Source organism: Pseudomonas flavescens, from assembly GCF_013408425.1.
GTDB lineage: Bacteria > Pseudomonadota > Gammaproteobacteria > Pseudomonadales > Pseudomonadaceae > Aquipseudomonas > Aquipseudomonas fulva_A.
Genome location: NZ_JACBYV010000001.1, coordinates 797,807 through 814,190, shown reverse-complemented (window position 1 = coordinate 814,190; position 16,384 = coordinate 797,807). Strand labels below are relative to the sequence as shown.

The window sequence follows — 16,384 nt, the reverse complement described above, 5'->3', positions numbered from 1 at the left end:
AAGGAGCCGGCTCACTGATCGCCCCGCAGTTGCCGCACCTGATCGAGGTTGGCGTGGGTCGTCAGCAGCGTCGGCACATGGGTTTCCTTGGGCAGGTCACGCTGCCCGGCCAGGTAACGCGCCACGTTCTGCACCGCCGTCCTGCCGATCAGCTCCGGCTGCTGCGCGACCACTGCGCCGACCGGCGAAGCGTCGCGAGCGAGCAGTTCCAGCACTTCGGGCGTGCCGTCGACGCCGTAAGTCTTGATTTCCGTGCGTCCGGCGTCGATCAGTGCCTGGCTGGCGCCAAGCTGAGGGATATCCCAGGCCGACCAGATCGCGGCGATTTCGCCCTTCGGGTACTTGTTGAGCAAGGCGGCTATCTGCGCACGGGCGTCCTGCACGGTATTGGGGATCACATCGCGCAACTCGGGCTGCAGGATCTTCAGGTTCGGGTGGGCGGCCAGCACCTTCTGCAGCTCGTCATAACGGATGGCGCATACCGGGACGCCATAGAAGCCATTGAACACCAGGATATTGCCCTTGCCACCTGCGTCGCTGGCCAGCTGCTCGGCCAGGACCCGGCCACTGGTGACATTGTCCGACGTGGTGTTGTTGATACTGTGCTGCGACGGCGCATCGATGGTGAACAGCGGTATGCCAGCCTTGCTGATGCGCTTGAGCCAGGGGTCGATCACGCTGAGGGTACCGAGGGTCTGGATCACCGCGTCGGGCTTCTGGGTGACCACGGTCTGCAGCTGGGTCACTAGATTCTTGTCGTTGCGCCCTGCATCCAGGGTAATCGGCGTCCCCCCCAGGCGCTTGATCTCATCGACCTGCGCCTGGAACGCCTTGACGTCGAAATAGTGACTGGTGCCGGTCATGCTGATGGCGATGCGTTTGCCAGCCAGCGAGGGCACATCAGCGGTTTGCGCGTAGGCTGCCTGCGCCAGCACAGCCGCCAGCGGCAGGATCAGGGTCAGCGCACGTCTGGCGCGCTGCAGTAGGGTCGTGTTCATGTCGGTCCTTGTGTTCGCCAGCGGCGGCCGCAGCCGCCGCGAAGGGATCATTCAAACGAAGTGCCGTTGAGGTAGTGATCGCCGAGCTGCCGACGTTGCTGGTGCAGCGGCGCCTCATCGTCTGCCACCGTGGGCCGTGGCAAGGTCTGCCCGCTCAGTTCCACCTGCAGGTCACTGGCCAGACGGGCCGCCTCGGCTGCCGCCAGACGCGCCTCGACCCGGGCGGATGCCGAGCGCCCGGCACGTGCCAGCAACGCATCGGCGGCGTCGATATGGATCTGCACCTGGCCGACGCTGGCGATTACCAGAGCATCATCCGTGCGAGCGTCCGCGCGCAGCTGTTCGACCAGTGCGCTGAGTGCGTTACGGGCGAAAACCAGATCACCCAGTGTGTGTGAGTCGGACATGGGCGTTTCCTCAGTTCCAGGAGTGACGTTGTGGCTTGATGCCGTTGAGGCGCAGGTTGCCGACCAGGTGATACTTCCAGCGCACCGGATCATGCAGCGTGTGGGTTCGCGCGTTGCGCCAGAAACGATCCAGCCCCTGGCTGGAGGAAACCGAACGCGTACCGCCCAGTTCGAACAGCCTGCTGGAGGCTGCCAGGGCGATTTCGGTGGACAGCACCTTGGCCTGACCGACCACCAGAGATGCCTCGGCCACGCTGTCCTCGCTGGGCTCGGCGACGGCGTGGTCCACCGCCCTGGCTGACTTCTGCAAAATCGCCTCGGCGGCACTCAGGCGCCAGGCCAGGTCGCCGATCAGCGCCTGGCTCAGCGGGTCCTGCCAGCCATGTTGCAGGCCGCTGTCGACCCAGGGCCTTGCCTGCCTGGCGACCTTCAGCAGTTCGGCGAAGGCGCCCCGGGCGATACCGGTGTCCACCGCAGCCTGGATGATCTGCGACACGGGGCCATCGGCGGTAGGTTGGTCGTAGGCCTTCCAGGCCGGGATCACTTCGCTGCGGGGTACGCGGACCTTGTCGAGCAGCACCTGGCCACTGGCGGTACTGCGCTGGCCGAAGCCGTCCCAACTGTCGATCACGCTCAGCCCCTCGGCATCGCGGGGCAGGAAGGCGATGAAGGGCCGATTGTCTTCATCCACCCCGACCGCTGGCACGATATGGGCGAACAGCGCACCGGTGCAGTAGGCCTTTTCTCCTTCGATCACCACACTGTCGCCCTCGAAGCGCACCTGGGTTTCGAACGCGGTGACGTTCTTGCTCCTGGCTTCGGAGAAGGCGTTACCGAAGCGATAGCCCTGCAGGACCTTGGCGAAGAAGCGTTGTTTCTGTTCTTCGCTGGCGGTGAGCGACAGGTTGTTGATCACCCCGAAGTGGTTCTGCGGCAACTGGCCAAGGGACGCGTCAGCCGCTGAAATCAACGCGATCACCTCGACCAGCGTGGCGTAGGACACGCCGGCACCGCCGTAGGCCCTGGGCACCGTGATCGCCCACAGGCCACTCTGGGAAAACCGATCGAGCTCCGCCCAGGGCAGGCGACGATCGCGATCACGCGCTGCGGCTTCGACGGCGAATGCCTCGGCCAGCTCCCGCGCGACCTCGATGGCTTCGGCATCGCTGCGGATTAGGTGGGCCGCCCGCTCTGGCGCCGAACGGGCCTGCGGGGGGAACGGAGAAAGCGTGGTCTGGCTCATGCTGCTCACCTCTTGCAATCGGGTTGCAGGAGGCTTTGCATAGCGCGTACCAGAAAATAATATTCAGCGAATTCAAAAGGTTAAGCTAAAAACCGCGACTTCTTGATTCGCCGCACCCTGACAATCTGTAGAAGCACTGTTGGCCAACCAACAGTGTCATCCCGGTCGGCTGCCCCGTAACCACCGGCTTGCACAGGGTCAGCCCGCCTTGCCGCCCAGATAAAAATGCTGAAGGTCATCGCGGCTGGCCAACTGCTCGGCATTGCCCTCACCCACCACACGACCGTTTTCCAGGATGTACCCGTAGCTGGCATGGCGCAGGGCGACGTTGATGTTCTGCTCGGCGACCAGAAAGCTGACGCCTTCGCGGGCATTGAGCTGGCTGACGATCTCGAAGATCTCCTCGACGATGATCGGCGCCAGCCCCATGGAAGGTTCATCGAGCAGCACCAGACTGGGTCTGGTCATCAATGCCCGGCCGATGGCGAGCATCTGCTGCTCGCCCCCCGACGTGAGCCCGGCCTGGGTCTTGCGCTTGGTCTTCAGGCGCGGAAACCAGGCATAGATGCGCTCCAGCTCCGCCTCCAGCTCCCTGCGTCCGGGGTTACGCAGAAAGCCGCCGGTACGCAGGTTGTCCTCGATGCTCAGGTGAGCGAAGACATGGCGCCCTTCGAGCACATGAACCACACCTTGGCGGGCCAGCAGATTGGCCGCGATGCCGGCGGTGCTGCCACCACGCAAACGGATGTTGCCGCGGCTGACCCGCGCCCGGTCGGCCTGGACCAGCCCGGAGATGGCCTTGAGCGTGGTGCTCTTGCCGGCCCCATTGGCCCCGAGCAATGCGACGATACCGCCCTGCTCGACACGCAGCGACACCCCATCGACGGCGAGGATGGCGCCGTCATAGATCACTTCGATATCGTCGACGACGAGCAATTCGCTCGACTGCACGACGGGTCCACGTGCCTGGTTCATTGCCATTCCCCCGAGGCGCCGCAGCGCCTCCCTGTGATCAGGTTTCGCTGGCCGGGCGCCAGCTGCGCGAACCTCATTGCTGCGCCGTGCAGTCACGTGCGGTGACCTTCTTCTCCTGCGCGTATTCGGCCGCCTTGGCATCGATCAGCGGGCGCAGGATCTGACGGTCTGCCTGTACCCAGTCGGTCAGCAGGTTCCATTGCTTGCCATCCCACTGCTGTACCTTGGCCGCACCTCCCCCTTCATGGTCGCTGCACGACAGCTTGAGCGGCTGCATCAGACCGAGAAAGCCGATCTCCTTGAGCCGCGCATCATCGAGGTCGAGGTGCTCCAGCCCCCAGCGACCTTCCTCGCCATTGAGCGGGCGCTTGCCGAACCTGGTCTGGCCGGTACGGATCGCTTCCACGGCGATGGCGGCATTCACCAGACCGGAGTTGTAGTACACGCTGCCGAAGCTCTTCGGATCCTTGAGATCGCTCTTGCCCTTGTCGAGGATGTGCTCCTTGATCCGCTGATGGATGTCGAACGTCGCACCGCCCGGATACGGGGTCAGCGCCAGATAGCCCTTGCCGGCTTCGCCCGCCGGCAAGACGTCTTCGTTGGAGCTGGCCCAGATGTCACCGACGATGCGCTCGACCGGAAAGCCGAAGCGCGCGGCAGTCTTGATCGCCACCGGTGTGGATACGCCCCAGGTGCGCAGGAATACCCAGTCCGGCTTGAGCTGACGCACCTGCCGCCACTGCGAAGCCTGCTCGTTACCCGGGTCGGCAACCGGAATCTGGATGTTCTCGAACCCGTACTTTTCCGCCAGCAGCTTGAGCGGCCCCTGGGTCTCCCGGCCATAGGCCGAGTCGTGGTAGACGGTCGCGATCTTCTTGCCCCTGAGCTTGTCCAGCCCACCCTCGCGCTCGGCGACGTAATTGATGAACGCCGACGCCTCGCTGTAGAAGGTCAGCATCACCGGGAAGTTGTAGGGGAACACGCGGCCATCGGTGGCCTCGGTACGGCCGTAGCCGAGCGTGATCAGCGGAATCCTGTCGGCTTCGGCCTTGTCGGCCAGGGCATAGGCCGCTGGTGCACCATTGGGCTGGTAGACCGCCACGGGAGCACCGTTGAGACCATTCTTGAAGCGCTCGTAGCATTCGATGCCCTTCTCCGCCGTCCACTCGGTCTCGCACTCCTGCCAGACCAGCTTGACGCCGTTTATGCCACCTTCCACCTCGTTGATGTAGCGCAGGTAATCGATCATTCCGGCCCACACCGGAATACCGCTCGAGGCGTAGGCACCCACCCGGTAGGTAGCCAGCGGGAAGAACTGCTCATCGGGCGCGGCCTGCGCGGGCACCGCCAGATGAACGCCGAGAATCAGCAGGGCCGAGGCCAGGGTACGCTGCAAGGAATGCTGCATGGGATTCACTTCCGTGGACGAAATTTGGGGGTTCGCCCTGTCCCGTTTTCGGGTCGAGGAACTCGCTTGTCGATGGATCACTGTTCGCTGCTGCAGTCCCGCGGGGTGATGCCCTTCTCCTGGGCATACGCGGCCGACTTGGCCTCGATCAGCGGGCGCAGGGTGTCGCGATCGGCCTGTAGCCAGTCGGTCACCAGCACCCACTTGTCACCGTCCCATTGCTGCACGCGCGCCGCACCACCGCCTTCATGGTCGGAGCAGGACAGTTTCAGGGGAGGTAGCAGCCCTTCGAAGCCGATGGCTTTCAGGCGTGCCGCGTCGATATCCAGGTGCTCGAAGGCCCAGCGCCCCTCTTCGCCATTGAGCGGGCGGTTGCCGAACTTCTTCTGCCCGGTGCGCAGTGCCTCCACGGCGATGGCCGCGTTGATCAGGCCAATGTTGTAATACACCTTGCCGAAGTAGCGCTGATCCTTGAGATCGCTCTTGCCGGTATCGAGGATGTGCTTGCTGAGGCGCTTGTGGATCTCGAACTGGTCGCCGCCGGGGAATGGCGCAAGGGCCTGATAGCCCTTGGCGGCCGGCCCGGCAGGAATCACGTCGGCCTCGGAACCGGCCCATACGTCACCGATGATGCGCTCGACCGGAATGCCGAAACGCGCGGCGGTCTTGATCCCTACCGGGGTAGACACGCCCCAGGTGCGCAGGAACACCCAGTCCGGCTTGATCTGCCTCACCTGACGCCATTGCGCGGACTGCTCGTTGCCAGGATCGGCGACCGGAATCTGAATGTTCTCGAAGCCATACTTCTCGGCCAGCAGTTTCATCGGCGCCTGGGTTTCCCGGCCATAGGCGGAGTCGTGATAGACGGTGGCGATCTTCTTGCCCTTGAGCTTGTCCAGCCCGCCCTCGCGCTCGGCGATGTAGTTGATACCCACCGACGCCTGGCCGTAGTAGTTGAGCAACAGCGGGAAGGCATAGGGGAACACCCGCCCGTCGGTGGACTCCGTGCGCCCGCCGCCGCCGTCGATGAGCGGAATGCGGTCAGCCGCGGCCTTTTCCATCAGGGCATAGGAGCCAGGCGTGCTGTGGGTGAAGAAGAACGCCGTCGGCGCACCATCGAGGCCGCCCTTGTAACGCTCGTAGCACTCGACGATCCGGTCCACGCTCCACTCGGTCTCGCACTCCTGCCAGACCAGCTTGACGCCATTGACGCCACCTTCCACCTCGTTGATGTACCGGAAGTAGTCGATCTCGCCAGCCCACCAGGGAATGCCGCTGGAGGCATAGGCGCCGACCCGGTAGGTGGCCATGGGGATGAACTGTTCGTCGGCGGCCGCCTGAGCCAGCGTCGGCAGCCAGGCCTGGGCAGCCAGGGCGAAGGCAGCGCCCAGCAACGTGCGGTGCAGAGGTTTGCGCATGGTGCTCACTTTTCTTTTCTCGATAGTGGTGTCGGTTGCCCCTCCCGTGATCGGGTCAAGGTGTTGGCGATAAGACGGTTTCAGAAACGCAGCGGCCAGGTCCTGAGGCGCTCGCCGAGATTGCTCAGCAGGCGCACCAGGCCTTCAGGCTCCTTGATCAGGAACCAGATGATCAGTGCGCCGAAAAGAATCTTCTGCAGGTTCTGCAACTGCCCGGCATCGACGTGGCCGCCGAACAACCATTGCCCGGTGTGGCTGAGCAGGATCGGGGTCAGGCTGATGAACGCCGCACCGATGAAGTTGCCCGCGATGCTGCCCATGCCACCGATGATGATGATGAACAGCAGCTGGAACGAGCGGTTGATATCGAAACTGCCGGCACTCGCGGTCCCCAGGTAGGCGAATGCCCAGAGTGCACCGGCGATGCCCAGGTAGAAGGAGCTGACGGCGAAAGCCAGACGCTTGTAGCGATTCACCGGAATACCGATCACCGAAGCGGCGGTGTCCATGTCGCGGATGGCCATCCAGTTACGTCCCACCTGGCTGCGCACCAGATTCACCGCCACCCAGGTCAGCAACACCACGCAGCTCAGGGTCAGCAGATAGCGACCGACCGGTGAGCCGAGGCTGTAGCCGAACAGCTCCAGGCGCGGTGCGCTGATGGTTCCCGAGGAGGCATAGTTGTAGAACCATGGGAACTTGGCGAACACCCACTCGATGAAGAACTGCGCAGCCAGCGTGGTGACCATCAGGTAAAAACCCTTGATCCGCGAACTGGGGATACCGAACACCAGCCCCACCACGCCGGCGATCAGGCCACCGCCCATCAGCGCCAGGGGCAACGGAATTCCCGGCACCCGCAGCAGCAGCCCGTAAGTGGCGAAGGCCCCCACGGCCATGAAGCCGGCCGCCCCTACCGAGGTCTGTCCGGTATAGCCGGTCAGCAGGTTCAGCCCCAGCCCGGCCAGTGACAGCACCAGAAAGGGAATCAGGATCGCGTTGAGCCAGTAGTCGCTGCCAGTCAGCGGTACGCCGATGAAGGCCAGCGCCAGCAGTGCCGTCAGAGCCAGCGGCCAGCGCCGTCGGGTCAGCGCCAGAGGTGCGTTGTCATAGGTCGCGGCCAGGGGGGAAGTGGTCAGGGTCATGGCATCAGACTCGTTCGATGGCGCGGTCGCCGAACAGGCCCGCAGGACGGATGTAGAGGAAGACCAGCGCGAGGAAATAGGCGAACCACGGTGTGATGCCACCACCGATCAACGGGCCGATGTAGGCCTCGGCGAGGTTCTCCGCGGCACCGACGATCAGCCCGCCGACGATGGCGCCACCAATCGAGGTGAAGCCGCCGATGATCAGCACCGGCAGTGCCTTGAGCACCACCAGCGACAGCGAGAACTGCACGCCCTGTCGAGCGCCCCAGAGCAGCCCGGCAACCAGCCCCACCACGCCGGCGACGGCCCAGACGATCTGCCAGATGCGGTTCAGGTTGATGCCGACCGACAATGCCGCACGGGTGTCATCGGCCACCGCACGCAGGGCGATGCCGATGCGGGTCTTGTTGAACAGCAGGGCCAGTACCGCGACCAGCGCCACGGATACCCCGGCAGCGATCAGGTCGAACTGACTGATCATGATCTCGCCGAGGAACAGCGGCACATCCTCGATCCCCAGATCCAGCGCCCGCACCTGGGCGCCCATCAGCCCCTGGGCCAGCCCCTCGATCACGAACGACAGGCCCAGCGTCGCCATGAACAGCGTGATCTGCGAGCGATTGACCAACGGCCGCAGCACCAGCCGCTCGATCAGCAGCGCGGCGATGATCATCACGACCACCGTGAGCGCCAGTGCCACGATGAAGGGCAGGCCCTGATCGTGCAGGCTGACGAAGGTCAGCGCGGCGAACAGCAGCATGGCGCCCTGGGCGAAGTTGAACACGCCACTGGCCTTGTAGATCAGCACGAAGCCGATGGCCACCAGGGAGTACATGGTGCCGGCCAGCAGCCCGCCGATCAGGGTTTCCAGAAAGAAGCTCATCAGTGGGTCACTCCCAGGTATGCCGCGATCACCTCCGGGTTGGCCTGCACCTCGGCCGGCGTGCCGTCGCCGACCTTGCGGCCGTAGTCCAGCACCACCACATGGCTGGACAAGCCCATGACCACCTTGATGTCGTGTTCGATGAGAATCACCGTGGTGCCCAGGTCACGATTGATGTCGGCGATGAAGCGACTCATTTCCTGTTTCTCCTGCGCATTCATCCCGGCCATGGGCTCGTCGAGCAGCAACAGGGTGGGCTGGGCGATCAATGCCCGGCCGAGCTCGACACGCTTCTGCAAGCCGTAAGCCAGGCTGCCTACAGCGACATCACGCCAGGGCTGCAGCTCGAGAAACTCGAGAATGCTTTCCGCCCGCTGGTCGAACTCGCGAGCTTCGCGACGCGCTCGGGGCAGCGTCAGGGCCTGCTCGAGGAAAAAGCTGCGCTGGAAACGCGACAGGCCGGTCAGCAGGTTGTCGCGCACACTCATCTTCTTGAACAGCGCGTTGTTCTGAAAGGTGCGGCCAATGCCCAGTCGCGCAGCGCCGAGCGGCTGGATACGCCCCAGGCGCTCGGCGTTGAACAGCAGTTCTCCGGCGTCCGCCCGATAGACTCCATTGAGAATGTTCAGCAGTGAGCTCTTGCCGGCCCCATTGGGGCCGATCAGCGCGCAGATCTCGCCACGCCGTACGCGGAACGACAGATCTGAGATCGCCTTGACCCCCAGGAATGACAGGGAGACATTGCGTACATCGAGAATGGCCGAGCAAGTGCTGCTCATGCGGCACGCTCCAGGTATTCACGGATCCACAGCGCAGCCGGGGCATCGTTGGGCAACCCCGGGGCACCCTGAACGATGCGTTGCAAGCGCTGAAAGCCAAGCAACTGGCGCACACGTGTCTTGATCCAGCGCCGCACACCACGGCGTGGATCGTGCAGCGTCCAGTCGCACAGGCGCCGGCGCCAGCTGCCGACGGGCGCCAGGCGAGCCTCGATCTCCACGGCCAGGGTCCGCAGACGTGGCGGCGACAGCAACAGGGTCTGCGGGGCGATCTCGCGACGATCCCGGGCTGCCGACTCGCTGCTCTCCGGGAAGGCCAGCCCCTGCCCGCCTTGCAGCCAGTGCAGTAGCAACAGATGCAGCCCGTCGCCCCACTCGCTGCCCTCGTCACACCACAGTGCCGCTTCGCGGTCTGCCTGGCGCCAGCTCAAACGGTCCTGCGAGGGTTGGCCTTCGATCAGTTCTGCCAGCGCCACCACCTGCAAGACGCCTTTGCTCACGCTCACCGGCTGAGCGCAGAACAGCATCAGTGGACGGCGCTCGTCGGCCAGGGCTTCGAGCCAGGCAGCCGCCTGATCACGCCGTTGCACGAAGGCGAAACCCGCCCTGCCCGCCAGCAACTGACGACGCAGCGTCTCGCCACGGCTGTATCGGGAAATCAGCTGGACATGCCCGCCGAGCCTCTTCGCCGCCAGGGCCAGTAACAGCAGGGTCGGCTCATAAGCGCCGCTGAGCGCCAGCCGTGATCCCGCCGTGAAGCCCTGCTGAGTCAGCAACGCCGCCTTGCGCTCCACCTCACGTGACACATCGATCCAGCGCCAGGCCTTCCATTGGCCTCGGCGTCGATGACGCAGGGCGATGCCCAGCGGCTGCTGCGCCGCCCAGCGCTGCACCAGGGCAAGTGCCTCGTCGGGCACCTGATCGACAGGCACGGGGTTCAGTTGGTGTACGCTCATGTGCACTCCTCGCCGATCAGGCCGATGCCGCCTTGGCGGTACGCGCAGACAGCGCCTGCAGGTCCCGATAGGCAGCGGCCGGGTGGCTTTCCGGCAGGCGCGGCCCCTCGCCGAAGAGTTTTTCCCGCAGGGTGCCCGGCGCGTACTCGGTCTTGTAGACGCCACGCTTCTGCAGCTCCGGGACCAGCCACTCGACCACATCGCTGAACGTCTCGTGGGCCAGCGCATAGGCGAAGTTGAAACCGTCCACGTCGGTTTCCTCGACCCAGGCTTGCAGTTCATCGGCCACGGTTTGCGCACTGCCGACGATGAGAGGCCCGAAACCGCCGATTCCGACCCAGTCGGCCAGTTCCTGTACCGTCCACTGCTTGCCCGGGTCCGCGGTGGAGAACGTCTCCACCGCGGACTGGATGGCGTTGGTATGAATATGCTTGAGCACCTGATCGGGTCGGTACTGGGCGAAGTCGATTCCGGTCCAGCCCGAGATCAGCGCCAGGGCACCCTCGTAGCTGCTGTAGCTCTTGAGCTCCTGCCATTTGGCTTTGGCCTTGGCGTCGGTCTCGTCGACGATCACCGTCTGCAGGTTGAAGATCAGCACCTTGCGCGGATCACGTCCGGCTTCCGCAGCGCGGCGACGAATATCGGCCACGGTCTTCTTCAGCGTCACCTTGGACGGCGCCGCGACGAACACGCACTCGGCATGGCCCGCCGCGAACGCCTTGCCGCGGTTCGACGCCCCAGCCTGATAGAGCAGCGGCGTGCGCTGTGGCGAGGGCTCGCACAGATGAATGCCAGGCACCTGAAAATGCTTGCCGTGGTGGCCGATCTCATGAATCTTGCTCGGGTCGCTGAAAATGCCGCGTGCCCGGTCCCGCACCACGGCATCCTCCTCCCAGCTGCCTTCGAACAGTTTGTAGAGCACCTCCAGGTACTCCTCGGCATAGTCGTAACGCGCATCGTGGTCGCTCAGGGCCTTCTGCCCGAGATTGCGCGCCCCGCTGTCCAGATAGGAAGTGACGATGTTCCAGCCGATGCGCCCCTTGGTCAGATGATCGAGAGTCGACAGACGTCGGGCGAACGGGTACGGATGTTCGAAGGTCAACGAGGCGGTGAGACCGAAGCCCAGGTGCTCGGTGACCAGCGCCATTGGCGTGATCAGCGCCAGCGGGTCGTTGACCGGCACCTGGGTGGCCTGACGAATGGCGGCGTCGCCGTTGCCACCCAATACGTCATAGATGCCGATCACGTCGGCGATGAAGATGCCATCGAATTTGCCGCGCTCCAGCAGCTTGGCCAGATCGGTCCAGTAGGACAGATCCTTGTACTGCCAGGCGCGATCGCGAGGGTGAGCCCACAGCCCGGGCGACTGGTGACCGACACAGTTCATTTCGAACGCATTCAAACGAATTTCTCGTGGCATGGATCCTCCGGTACGCAGTGATTCGCGGCGCCTCGGCGCAGCCTCTACAACCTCTGAATCACAAACCATGCCATTCGATAAACCGTTACCAATCAATGACTTGAAACACCATCGAGCGATCGCCCCTGTACCGCGCCATGCAGGCTGCTGATCAGCTGTTCGTTGGAGAACAGTTGCACCGCCCTGCCCTGCGAGCCCTTGGCGCGGTACCCTGCAAGCGTGGGAACAGCGCTGCACGACCCTGGGCTCAGGCCGCACCGGTGGCGACACCCGAGGCTTTTTACGCTTGAGCCCGGCAGCCGTTCTCGTTATAAGTCCCGCTACTTTTCCAAGGCCGTATCAGGCAGACCATGAGCCAAGCTGATCTCCTCGACCAAGACCCCGTGTTCCAGCTCAAAGGCAGCATGCTGGCCATCACCGTGATGGAACTGGCGCACAACGACCTCGCACGCCTCGACCTGCAACTGGCGGAAAAAGTCGCCCAGGCCCCGAACTTCTTCAGCAATACCCCGCTGGTGCTGGCTCTCGACAAATTGCCCAGGGATGAAGGCACTCTCGATCTCGGCGAACTGATGGCCCTGTGCCGCAAGCACGGCCTGCGCACACTGGCCGTGCGCGCCAGCCGCGAAGAGGACATCGCCGCCGCCAATGCGCTGGATCTGCCCGTGCTGCCACCCTCCGGCGCCCGCGAGCGGGTCATCGACCCTGCACCCAAGCCCGTCGAGCCGCCCAAGCCTGTCGAGCCGGAAGTCAAGCCGACCCGCGTGGTCACCACACCGGTGCGCGGCGGCCAGCAGATCTATGCCCAGGGCTGCGATCTGGTAGTGCTGGCCCCGGTCAGTGCCGGCGCGGAACTTCTCGCAGATGGCAACATCCATGTTTACGCCCCGATGCGCGGCCGGGCTCTGGCCGGGGTCAAGGGCAATCGTCAGGCGCGGATTTTCTGTCAGCAGATGGGTGCCGAACTGCTCTCCATCGCCGGCCAGTACAAGGTCGCCGAGGACCTACGCCGTGACCCGAACTGGGGGCGTGCAGTACAGGTCGGCCTGTCGGGGGATGTGTTGAACATAACCCGTCTTTAACGGATACTGCCGCCACTTTTAACGGACACAAAGGGCACCTGGAAGCCTTCAGGCGGACTGTCAAAACAATCACCAGCACATGGCCATTTGGCATCGTTCGGCGCCCGAAGCAGACCGCTTTTCCTGCCGACCGAGCCGCACCAGAGCCCGCTACCGATTTTTTCGACAGACCGCCAGTCGCTGGCAGGTTCCTGCTTTTTATTCATTTTTGGGGTGAATCACCTTGGCCAAGATCCTCGTAGTCACATCCGGCAAAGGTGGCGTCGGTAAAACCACCACCAGCGCTGCCATCGGTACCGGCCTCGCCCTGCGCGGCCACAAGACCGTCATCGTCGACTTCGACGTCGGCCTGCGTAACCTCGACCTGATCATGGGCTGCGAACGCCGCGTGGTGTATGACTTCGTCAACGTCGTCAATGGCGAAGCCACCCTCACCCAGGCCCTGATCAAGGACAAGCGCCTCGAGAACCTCTACGTGCTGGCCGCCAGCCAGACCCGTGACAAGGACGCCCTGACTCAGGAAGGCGTCGAGAAGGTCATCAACGAACTGCGCGAAAACTTCGAATACGTGGTCTGCGACTCGCCGGCCGGTATCGAGAAAGGCGCTCACCTGGCCATGTACTTCGCTGACGAAGCCATCGTGGTGACCAACCCGGAAGTGTCCTCGGTACGTGACTCCGACCGCATGCTGGGCCTGCTGGCCAGCAAATCCCGTCGCGCCGAACAGGGCGGTGACCCGATCAAGGAACACCTGCTGCTGACCCGCTACAACCCGGAGCGCGTGACCCGTGGGGAAATGCTCGGCGTGGAAGACGTCGAGGAAATCCTCGCCATCCGCCTGCTCGGCGTGATTCCGGAGTCCCAGGCCGTGCTCAAGGCGTCCAACCAGGGCGTGCCGGTCATTCTCGATGACCAGAGCGATGCCGGCCAGGCTTACAGCGATGCCGTGGATCGTCTGCTCGGCAAGGAAGTGGCACACCGTTTCCTTGATGTGAAGAAGCAGGGCTTCCTGCAACGTCTATTTGGAGGTCGCGAATGAATATTTTTGACTTCTTGCGTTCGCGCAAGAAGGAAGCCACTGCCTCCATCGCCAAAGAGCGCCTGCAGATCATCGTTGCCCACGAACGTGGCCAGCGCACTCAACCGGACTACCTGCCTGCCCTGCAGCAGGAACTGGTCGAAGTGATCCGCAAGTACGTTGCCATCGACTCCGATCAGGTTCAGGTCGCACTGGAAAATCAGGGCAGCTGTTCGATTCTGGAGTTGAACATCACCCTCCCTGATCGTTGATCCGCATACCGTAGGGTGGGTTAGCAGCGCCTGGTAGTGATCGTCACTTCACAACCAGAGTCAGTGCGCTGCGTAACCCACCAAGCGATGCCGGAGACGGCATCGCCCGTATGCGTTAAACAGCTTCACGAATGGCGGCCTCGATGGCCGCTTTTCGTTTTTACCGCCCAACCGAAAGAACGCCCATGCCGCTCAGCCAAATCGAAATCGTCCATCAGGATGCTGCTCTGCTGGTGATCAACAAGCCCACCCTGCTGCTCTCGGTGCCCGGCCGCGCCGAAGACAACAAGGATTGCCTGGTCACCCGCCTGCAGGAAAACGGCTACCCCGAAGCGCGCATCGTGCACCGCCTCGACTGGGAAACCTCCGGCCTGATCGTCCTCGCCCGAGATGCCGACAGCCACCGCGAGCTGTCCCGACAGTTCCACGACCGCGAAACGGAAAAAGCCTACACCGCCCTCTGCTGGGGCTCGCCGGACGGCGAAAGCGGCAGCATCGACCTGCCACTGCGCTACGACCCGCCGACCAAGCCGCGCCACGTGGTCGACCACGAACAGGGTAAGCACGCCCTGACCTTCTGGCGCGTACTCGAGCGCCATGCCGAGCACAGCCGCGTCGAACTGACTCCGATCACCGGCCGCTCACATCAGTTGCGCGTACACATGCTGTCCATCGGTCATCCGCTGCTCGGTGACGGTCTCTACGCCCACGAGCAGGCCCTGGCCGCCTACCCGCGCCTGTGCCTGCACGCCAGCATGCTCAGCCTGACCCACCCGCAGAGCGGCGAACGCCTGCGCTTCGAGTGCCCGGCGCCGTTCTGATGAACGCCCGACGCTTCTACGAAAACACCCGCAATACGCCAGCGCTGCCATCGCTGCTCCTGGCCCTGGATCACTGGCGCGATGCTCCCGGCCAAGCCATCGACCTGGGCTGCGGCGCTGGCCGCGACACGCTGGAGCTGCTGCGTCGCGGCTGGCAGGTACAGGCCATCGACGCAGAACCGCTGGCATTCGAGCACCTGAACGCGCTGGTGCCACCGGAACATCAGGCCGCGCTGCAGACCCGCTGCAGTACATTCCAGAGCGTCGAGCTGATGCCAGCCGAGCTGATCAACGCCAGCTTCTCACTGCCTTTTTGCCCACCGGGAGCGTTCCCCGAACTGTGGCAGCGTATCGAGCGAGCCCTCGAGCCAGGTGGCCTGTTCGCTGGCCACTTCTTCGGTGAGCGCGACGACTGGGCAACGGACGGCCTGACTATCCATACCCGCCACGAAGTCGAAGACCTGTTCACAGGCTGGCAGATCATCGACCTGCAGGAAATCGACCGCCAGGGCCAGACCGCCGTCGGCAGCAGCAAGCACTGGCACCTGTTCGCGGTGGTGGCCAGGCGCTGATTGCGCTCGTAAATCCGCTCCTGGGCATCACTGTGCTCGACGCCAGATTACGCCTGACGTCCCGGGCAACGTGCCGCCATTCAGAACGGTCGGCTTCCCGCCAGGCTGATGCGTTGCAGGCGCCTGCGCTGCTCGGCAGGGAATGCGTTGCGTGCATGCAGGGTGGCCTGGTTGTCCCAATAGACGATATCGCCCACGCTCCAGCGATGGCTGTAAGACAGTTCAGGCCTGGCCAGGTGCTCGCGCAGTCGCGCGATCAGTGCCTGGCCACGCTCGGGTGCCACGCCAACCAGCTCCACCTCCGTACGCGCGCCGAGATAGAGCAGGCGCTTGCCGCTCTCGGGGTGGGTGCGCACCAGGGGGTGCTCGGTGCCCTGGATCGGTTCGATGTCCGGCGTGCGGTAGGCAATCGAACCCATGCGGCCATAGTCACCGTTGCGAATGCGCACGAATGGGTTGTAGTTGATGAGCCGTAACCCCTCGATCTCGGCCTTGGTCTGCTCGTCCAGCGTGCTGTAGGCCAGGGCCAGGTTGGTCCATACCGTTTCTCCGCCGTGCTGCGGCACCTCCTGGGCATACAGCAACGAGCCGCTCGAGGGCGTGGGCGTCCAGTGATGATCCGAGTGGGCCGACAGCTCGCTATGGCCGAGTTCGCCGTCGTCGGTGTTGGCCACCTTGACGATATCCGGCGCCTTGCCGTCCGCGCCCGACGACAGCACCAGAAAGTCAGGATGGGGCTGGAATACCGAACCGAACCAGGAAGTGAAACGCAGGAACTGCGCCTCATCGAGTTGCTGGTCGCGGAAGATCAGAATGTGGTGGTCACGTAGCGCCTGCTTGAGTTGCAGGATCTGCGCCGGGCTCGGTGACTGCCGTGCATCGAGGCCATGGACGATCGCGCCCAGCGGAGCCTGCTGGGGCTCGATGCGAAAGTCATCATGGCTCGCTGTCTGCTGCAGCGGGTGGGCGGTCTGGGTCATGGTG

Annotated in this window: 17 protein-coding genes; 5 read left to right on the top strand and 12 right to left on the bottom strand. The window is 63.9% G+C overall.

The window, feature by feature from the left end:
* Positions 1–11 precede the first annotated feature (11 nt).
* The 11 genes from FHR27_RS03530 to FHR27_RS03480 form a co-directional block, all read right to left on the bottom strand.
* Positions 12–998: a sugar ABC transporter substrate-binding protein gene (locus FHR27_RS03530; protein WP_042552795.1), complete on the bottom strand. Its 987-nt coding sequence runs from the start codon at positions 996–998 to the stop codon at positions 12–14.
* 47 nt (positions 999–1,045) lie between these two features.
* Positions 1,046–1,405, bottom strand: a complete 360-nt coding sequence (locus tag FHR27_RS03525) for a hypothetical protein (RefSeq protein ID WP_042552794.1) — start codon at positions 1,403–1,405, stop codon at positions 1,046–1,048.
* 10 nt (positions 1,406–1,415) lie between these two features.
* Positions 1,416–2,648 carry an SfnB family sulfur acquisition oxidoreductase gene (locus FHR27_RS03520; RefSeq protein ID WP_042552793.1) on the bottom strand — a complete coding sequence of 411 codons (1,233 nt, stop codon included), beginning with the start codon at positions 2,646–2,648 and terminating at the stop codon, positions 1,416–1,418.
* Between the two features lie 198 nt (positions 2,649–2,846).
* Positions 2,847–3,623 (bottom strand): ABC transporter ATP-binding protein, encoded by a 777-nt coding sequence (locus FHR27_RS03515; RefSeq protein ID WP_179537797.1) that lies wholly within the window; start codon positions 3,621–3,623, stop codon positions 2,847–2,849.
* Positions 3,624–3,696: 73 nt separating this feature from the next.
* Entirely contained in the window at positions 3,697–5,031 is a 1,335-nt protein-coding gene (locus FHR27_RS03510; RefSeq protein WP_179537796.1) for an ABC transporter substrate-binding protein, read from the bottom strand.
* Positions 5,032–5,108: 77 nt separating this feature from the next.
* The gene (locus tag FHR27_RS03505; protein WP_179537795.1) at positions 5,109–6,449 is read right to left on the bottom strand and encodes an ABC transporter substrate-binding protein; all 1,341 of its coding nucleotides are present in this window, start codon (positions 6,447–6,449) and stop codon (positions 5,109–5,111) included.
* An 80-nt stretch (positions 6,450–6,529) separates the two neighbouring features.
* The gene (locus tag FHR27_RS03500) at positions 6,530–7,594 is read right to left on the bottom strand and encodes a branched-chain amino acid ABC transporter permease (RefSeq protein WP_042552789.1); all 1,065 of its coding nucleotides are present in this window, start codon (positions 7,592–7,594) and stop codon (positions 6,530–6,532) included.
* A gap of 4 nt (positions 7,595–7,598) precedes the next feature.
* Entirely contained in the window at positions 7,599–8,480 is an 882-nt protein-coding gene (locus tag FHR27_RS03495) for a branched-chain amino acid ABC transporter permease (protein ID WP_042552788.1), read from the bottom strand.
* Entirely contained in the window at positions 8,480–9,259 is a 780-nt protein-coding gene (locus tag FHR27_RS03490) for an ABC transporter ATP-binding protein (protein WP_179537794.1), read from the bottom strand. Before FHR27_RS03490 ends, FHR27_RS03495 begins: the two co-directional genes overlap by 1 nt.
* The gene (locus FHR27_RS03485; protein ID WP_042552786.1) at positions 9,256–10,215 is read right to left on the bottom strand and encodes an AMP-binding protein; all 960 of its coding nucleotides are present in this window, start codon (positions 10,213–10,215) and stop codon (positions 9,256–9,258) included. The genes FHR27_RS03490 and FHR27_RS03485 overlap by 4 nt, the downstream gene beginning before the upstream one ends.
* Positions 10,216–10,231: 16 nt before the next feature.
* Positions 10,232–11,635 (bottom strand): LLM class flavin-dependent oxidoreductase, encoded by a 1,404-nt coding sequence (locus FHR27_RS03480; protein WP_042552785.1) that lies wholly within the window; start codon positions 11,633–11,635, stop codon positions 10,232–10,234.
* 350 nt (positions 11,636–11,985) lie between these two features.
* Between FHR27_RS03480 and minC the strand changes: the two genes are divergently transcribed.
* From minC to FHR27_RS03455, 5 genes are all read left to right on the top strand, one after another.
* Positions 11,986–12,717 (top strand): septum site-determining protein MinC, encoded by a 732-nt coding sequence (gene minC / locus FHR27_RS03475; RefSeq protein ID WP_179537793.1) that lies wholly within the window; start codon positions 11,986–11,988, stop codon positions 12,715–12,717.
* Between the two features lie 223 nt (positions 12,718–12,940).
* On the top strand, positions 12,941–13,756 hold the full coding sequence (minD, locus tag FHR27_RS03470; protein ID WP_042552783.1) for a septum site-determining protein MinD: 816 nt from the start codon (positions 12,941–12,943) through the stop codon (positions 13,754–13,756).
* Entirely contained in the window at positions 13,753–14,007 is a 255-nt protein-coding gene (minE, locus tag FHR27_RS03465; RefSeq protein ID WP_042552782.1) for a cell division topological specificity factor MinE, read from the top strand. Before minD ends, minE begins: the two co-directional genes overlap by 4 nt.
* Positions 14,008–14,192: 185 nt before the next feature.
* On the top strand, positions 14,193–14,828 hold the full coding sequence (locus FHR27_RS03460) for an RluA family pseudouridine synthase (protein ID WP_042552781.1): 636 nt from the start codon (positions 14,193–14,195) through the stop codon (positions 14,826–14,828).
* Positions 14,828–15,400, top strand: coding sequence for a class I SAM-dependent methyltransferase (locus tag FHR27_RS03455; RefSeq protein ID WP_179537792.1), 573 nt, complete (start codon positions 14,828–14,830; stop codon positions 15,398–15,400). The genes FHR27_RS03460 and FHR27_RS03455 overlap by 1 nt, the downstream gene beginning before the upstream one ends.
* An 80-nt stretch (positions 15,401–15,480) precedes the next feature.
* Here FHR27_RS03455 and FHR27_RS03450 read toward each other — a convergent pair whose 3' ends face one another.
* Positions 15,481–16,380: a TauD/TfdA dioxygenase family protein gene (locus FHR27_RS03450; protein ID WP_042552779.1), complete on the bottom strand. Its 900-nt coding sequence runs from the start codon at positions 16,378–16,380 to the stop codon at positions 15,481–15,483.
* Positions 16,381–16,384 lie beyond the last annotated feature (4 nt).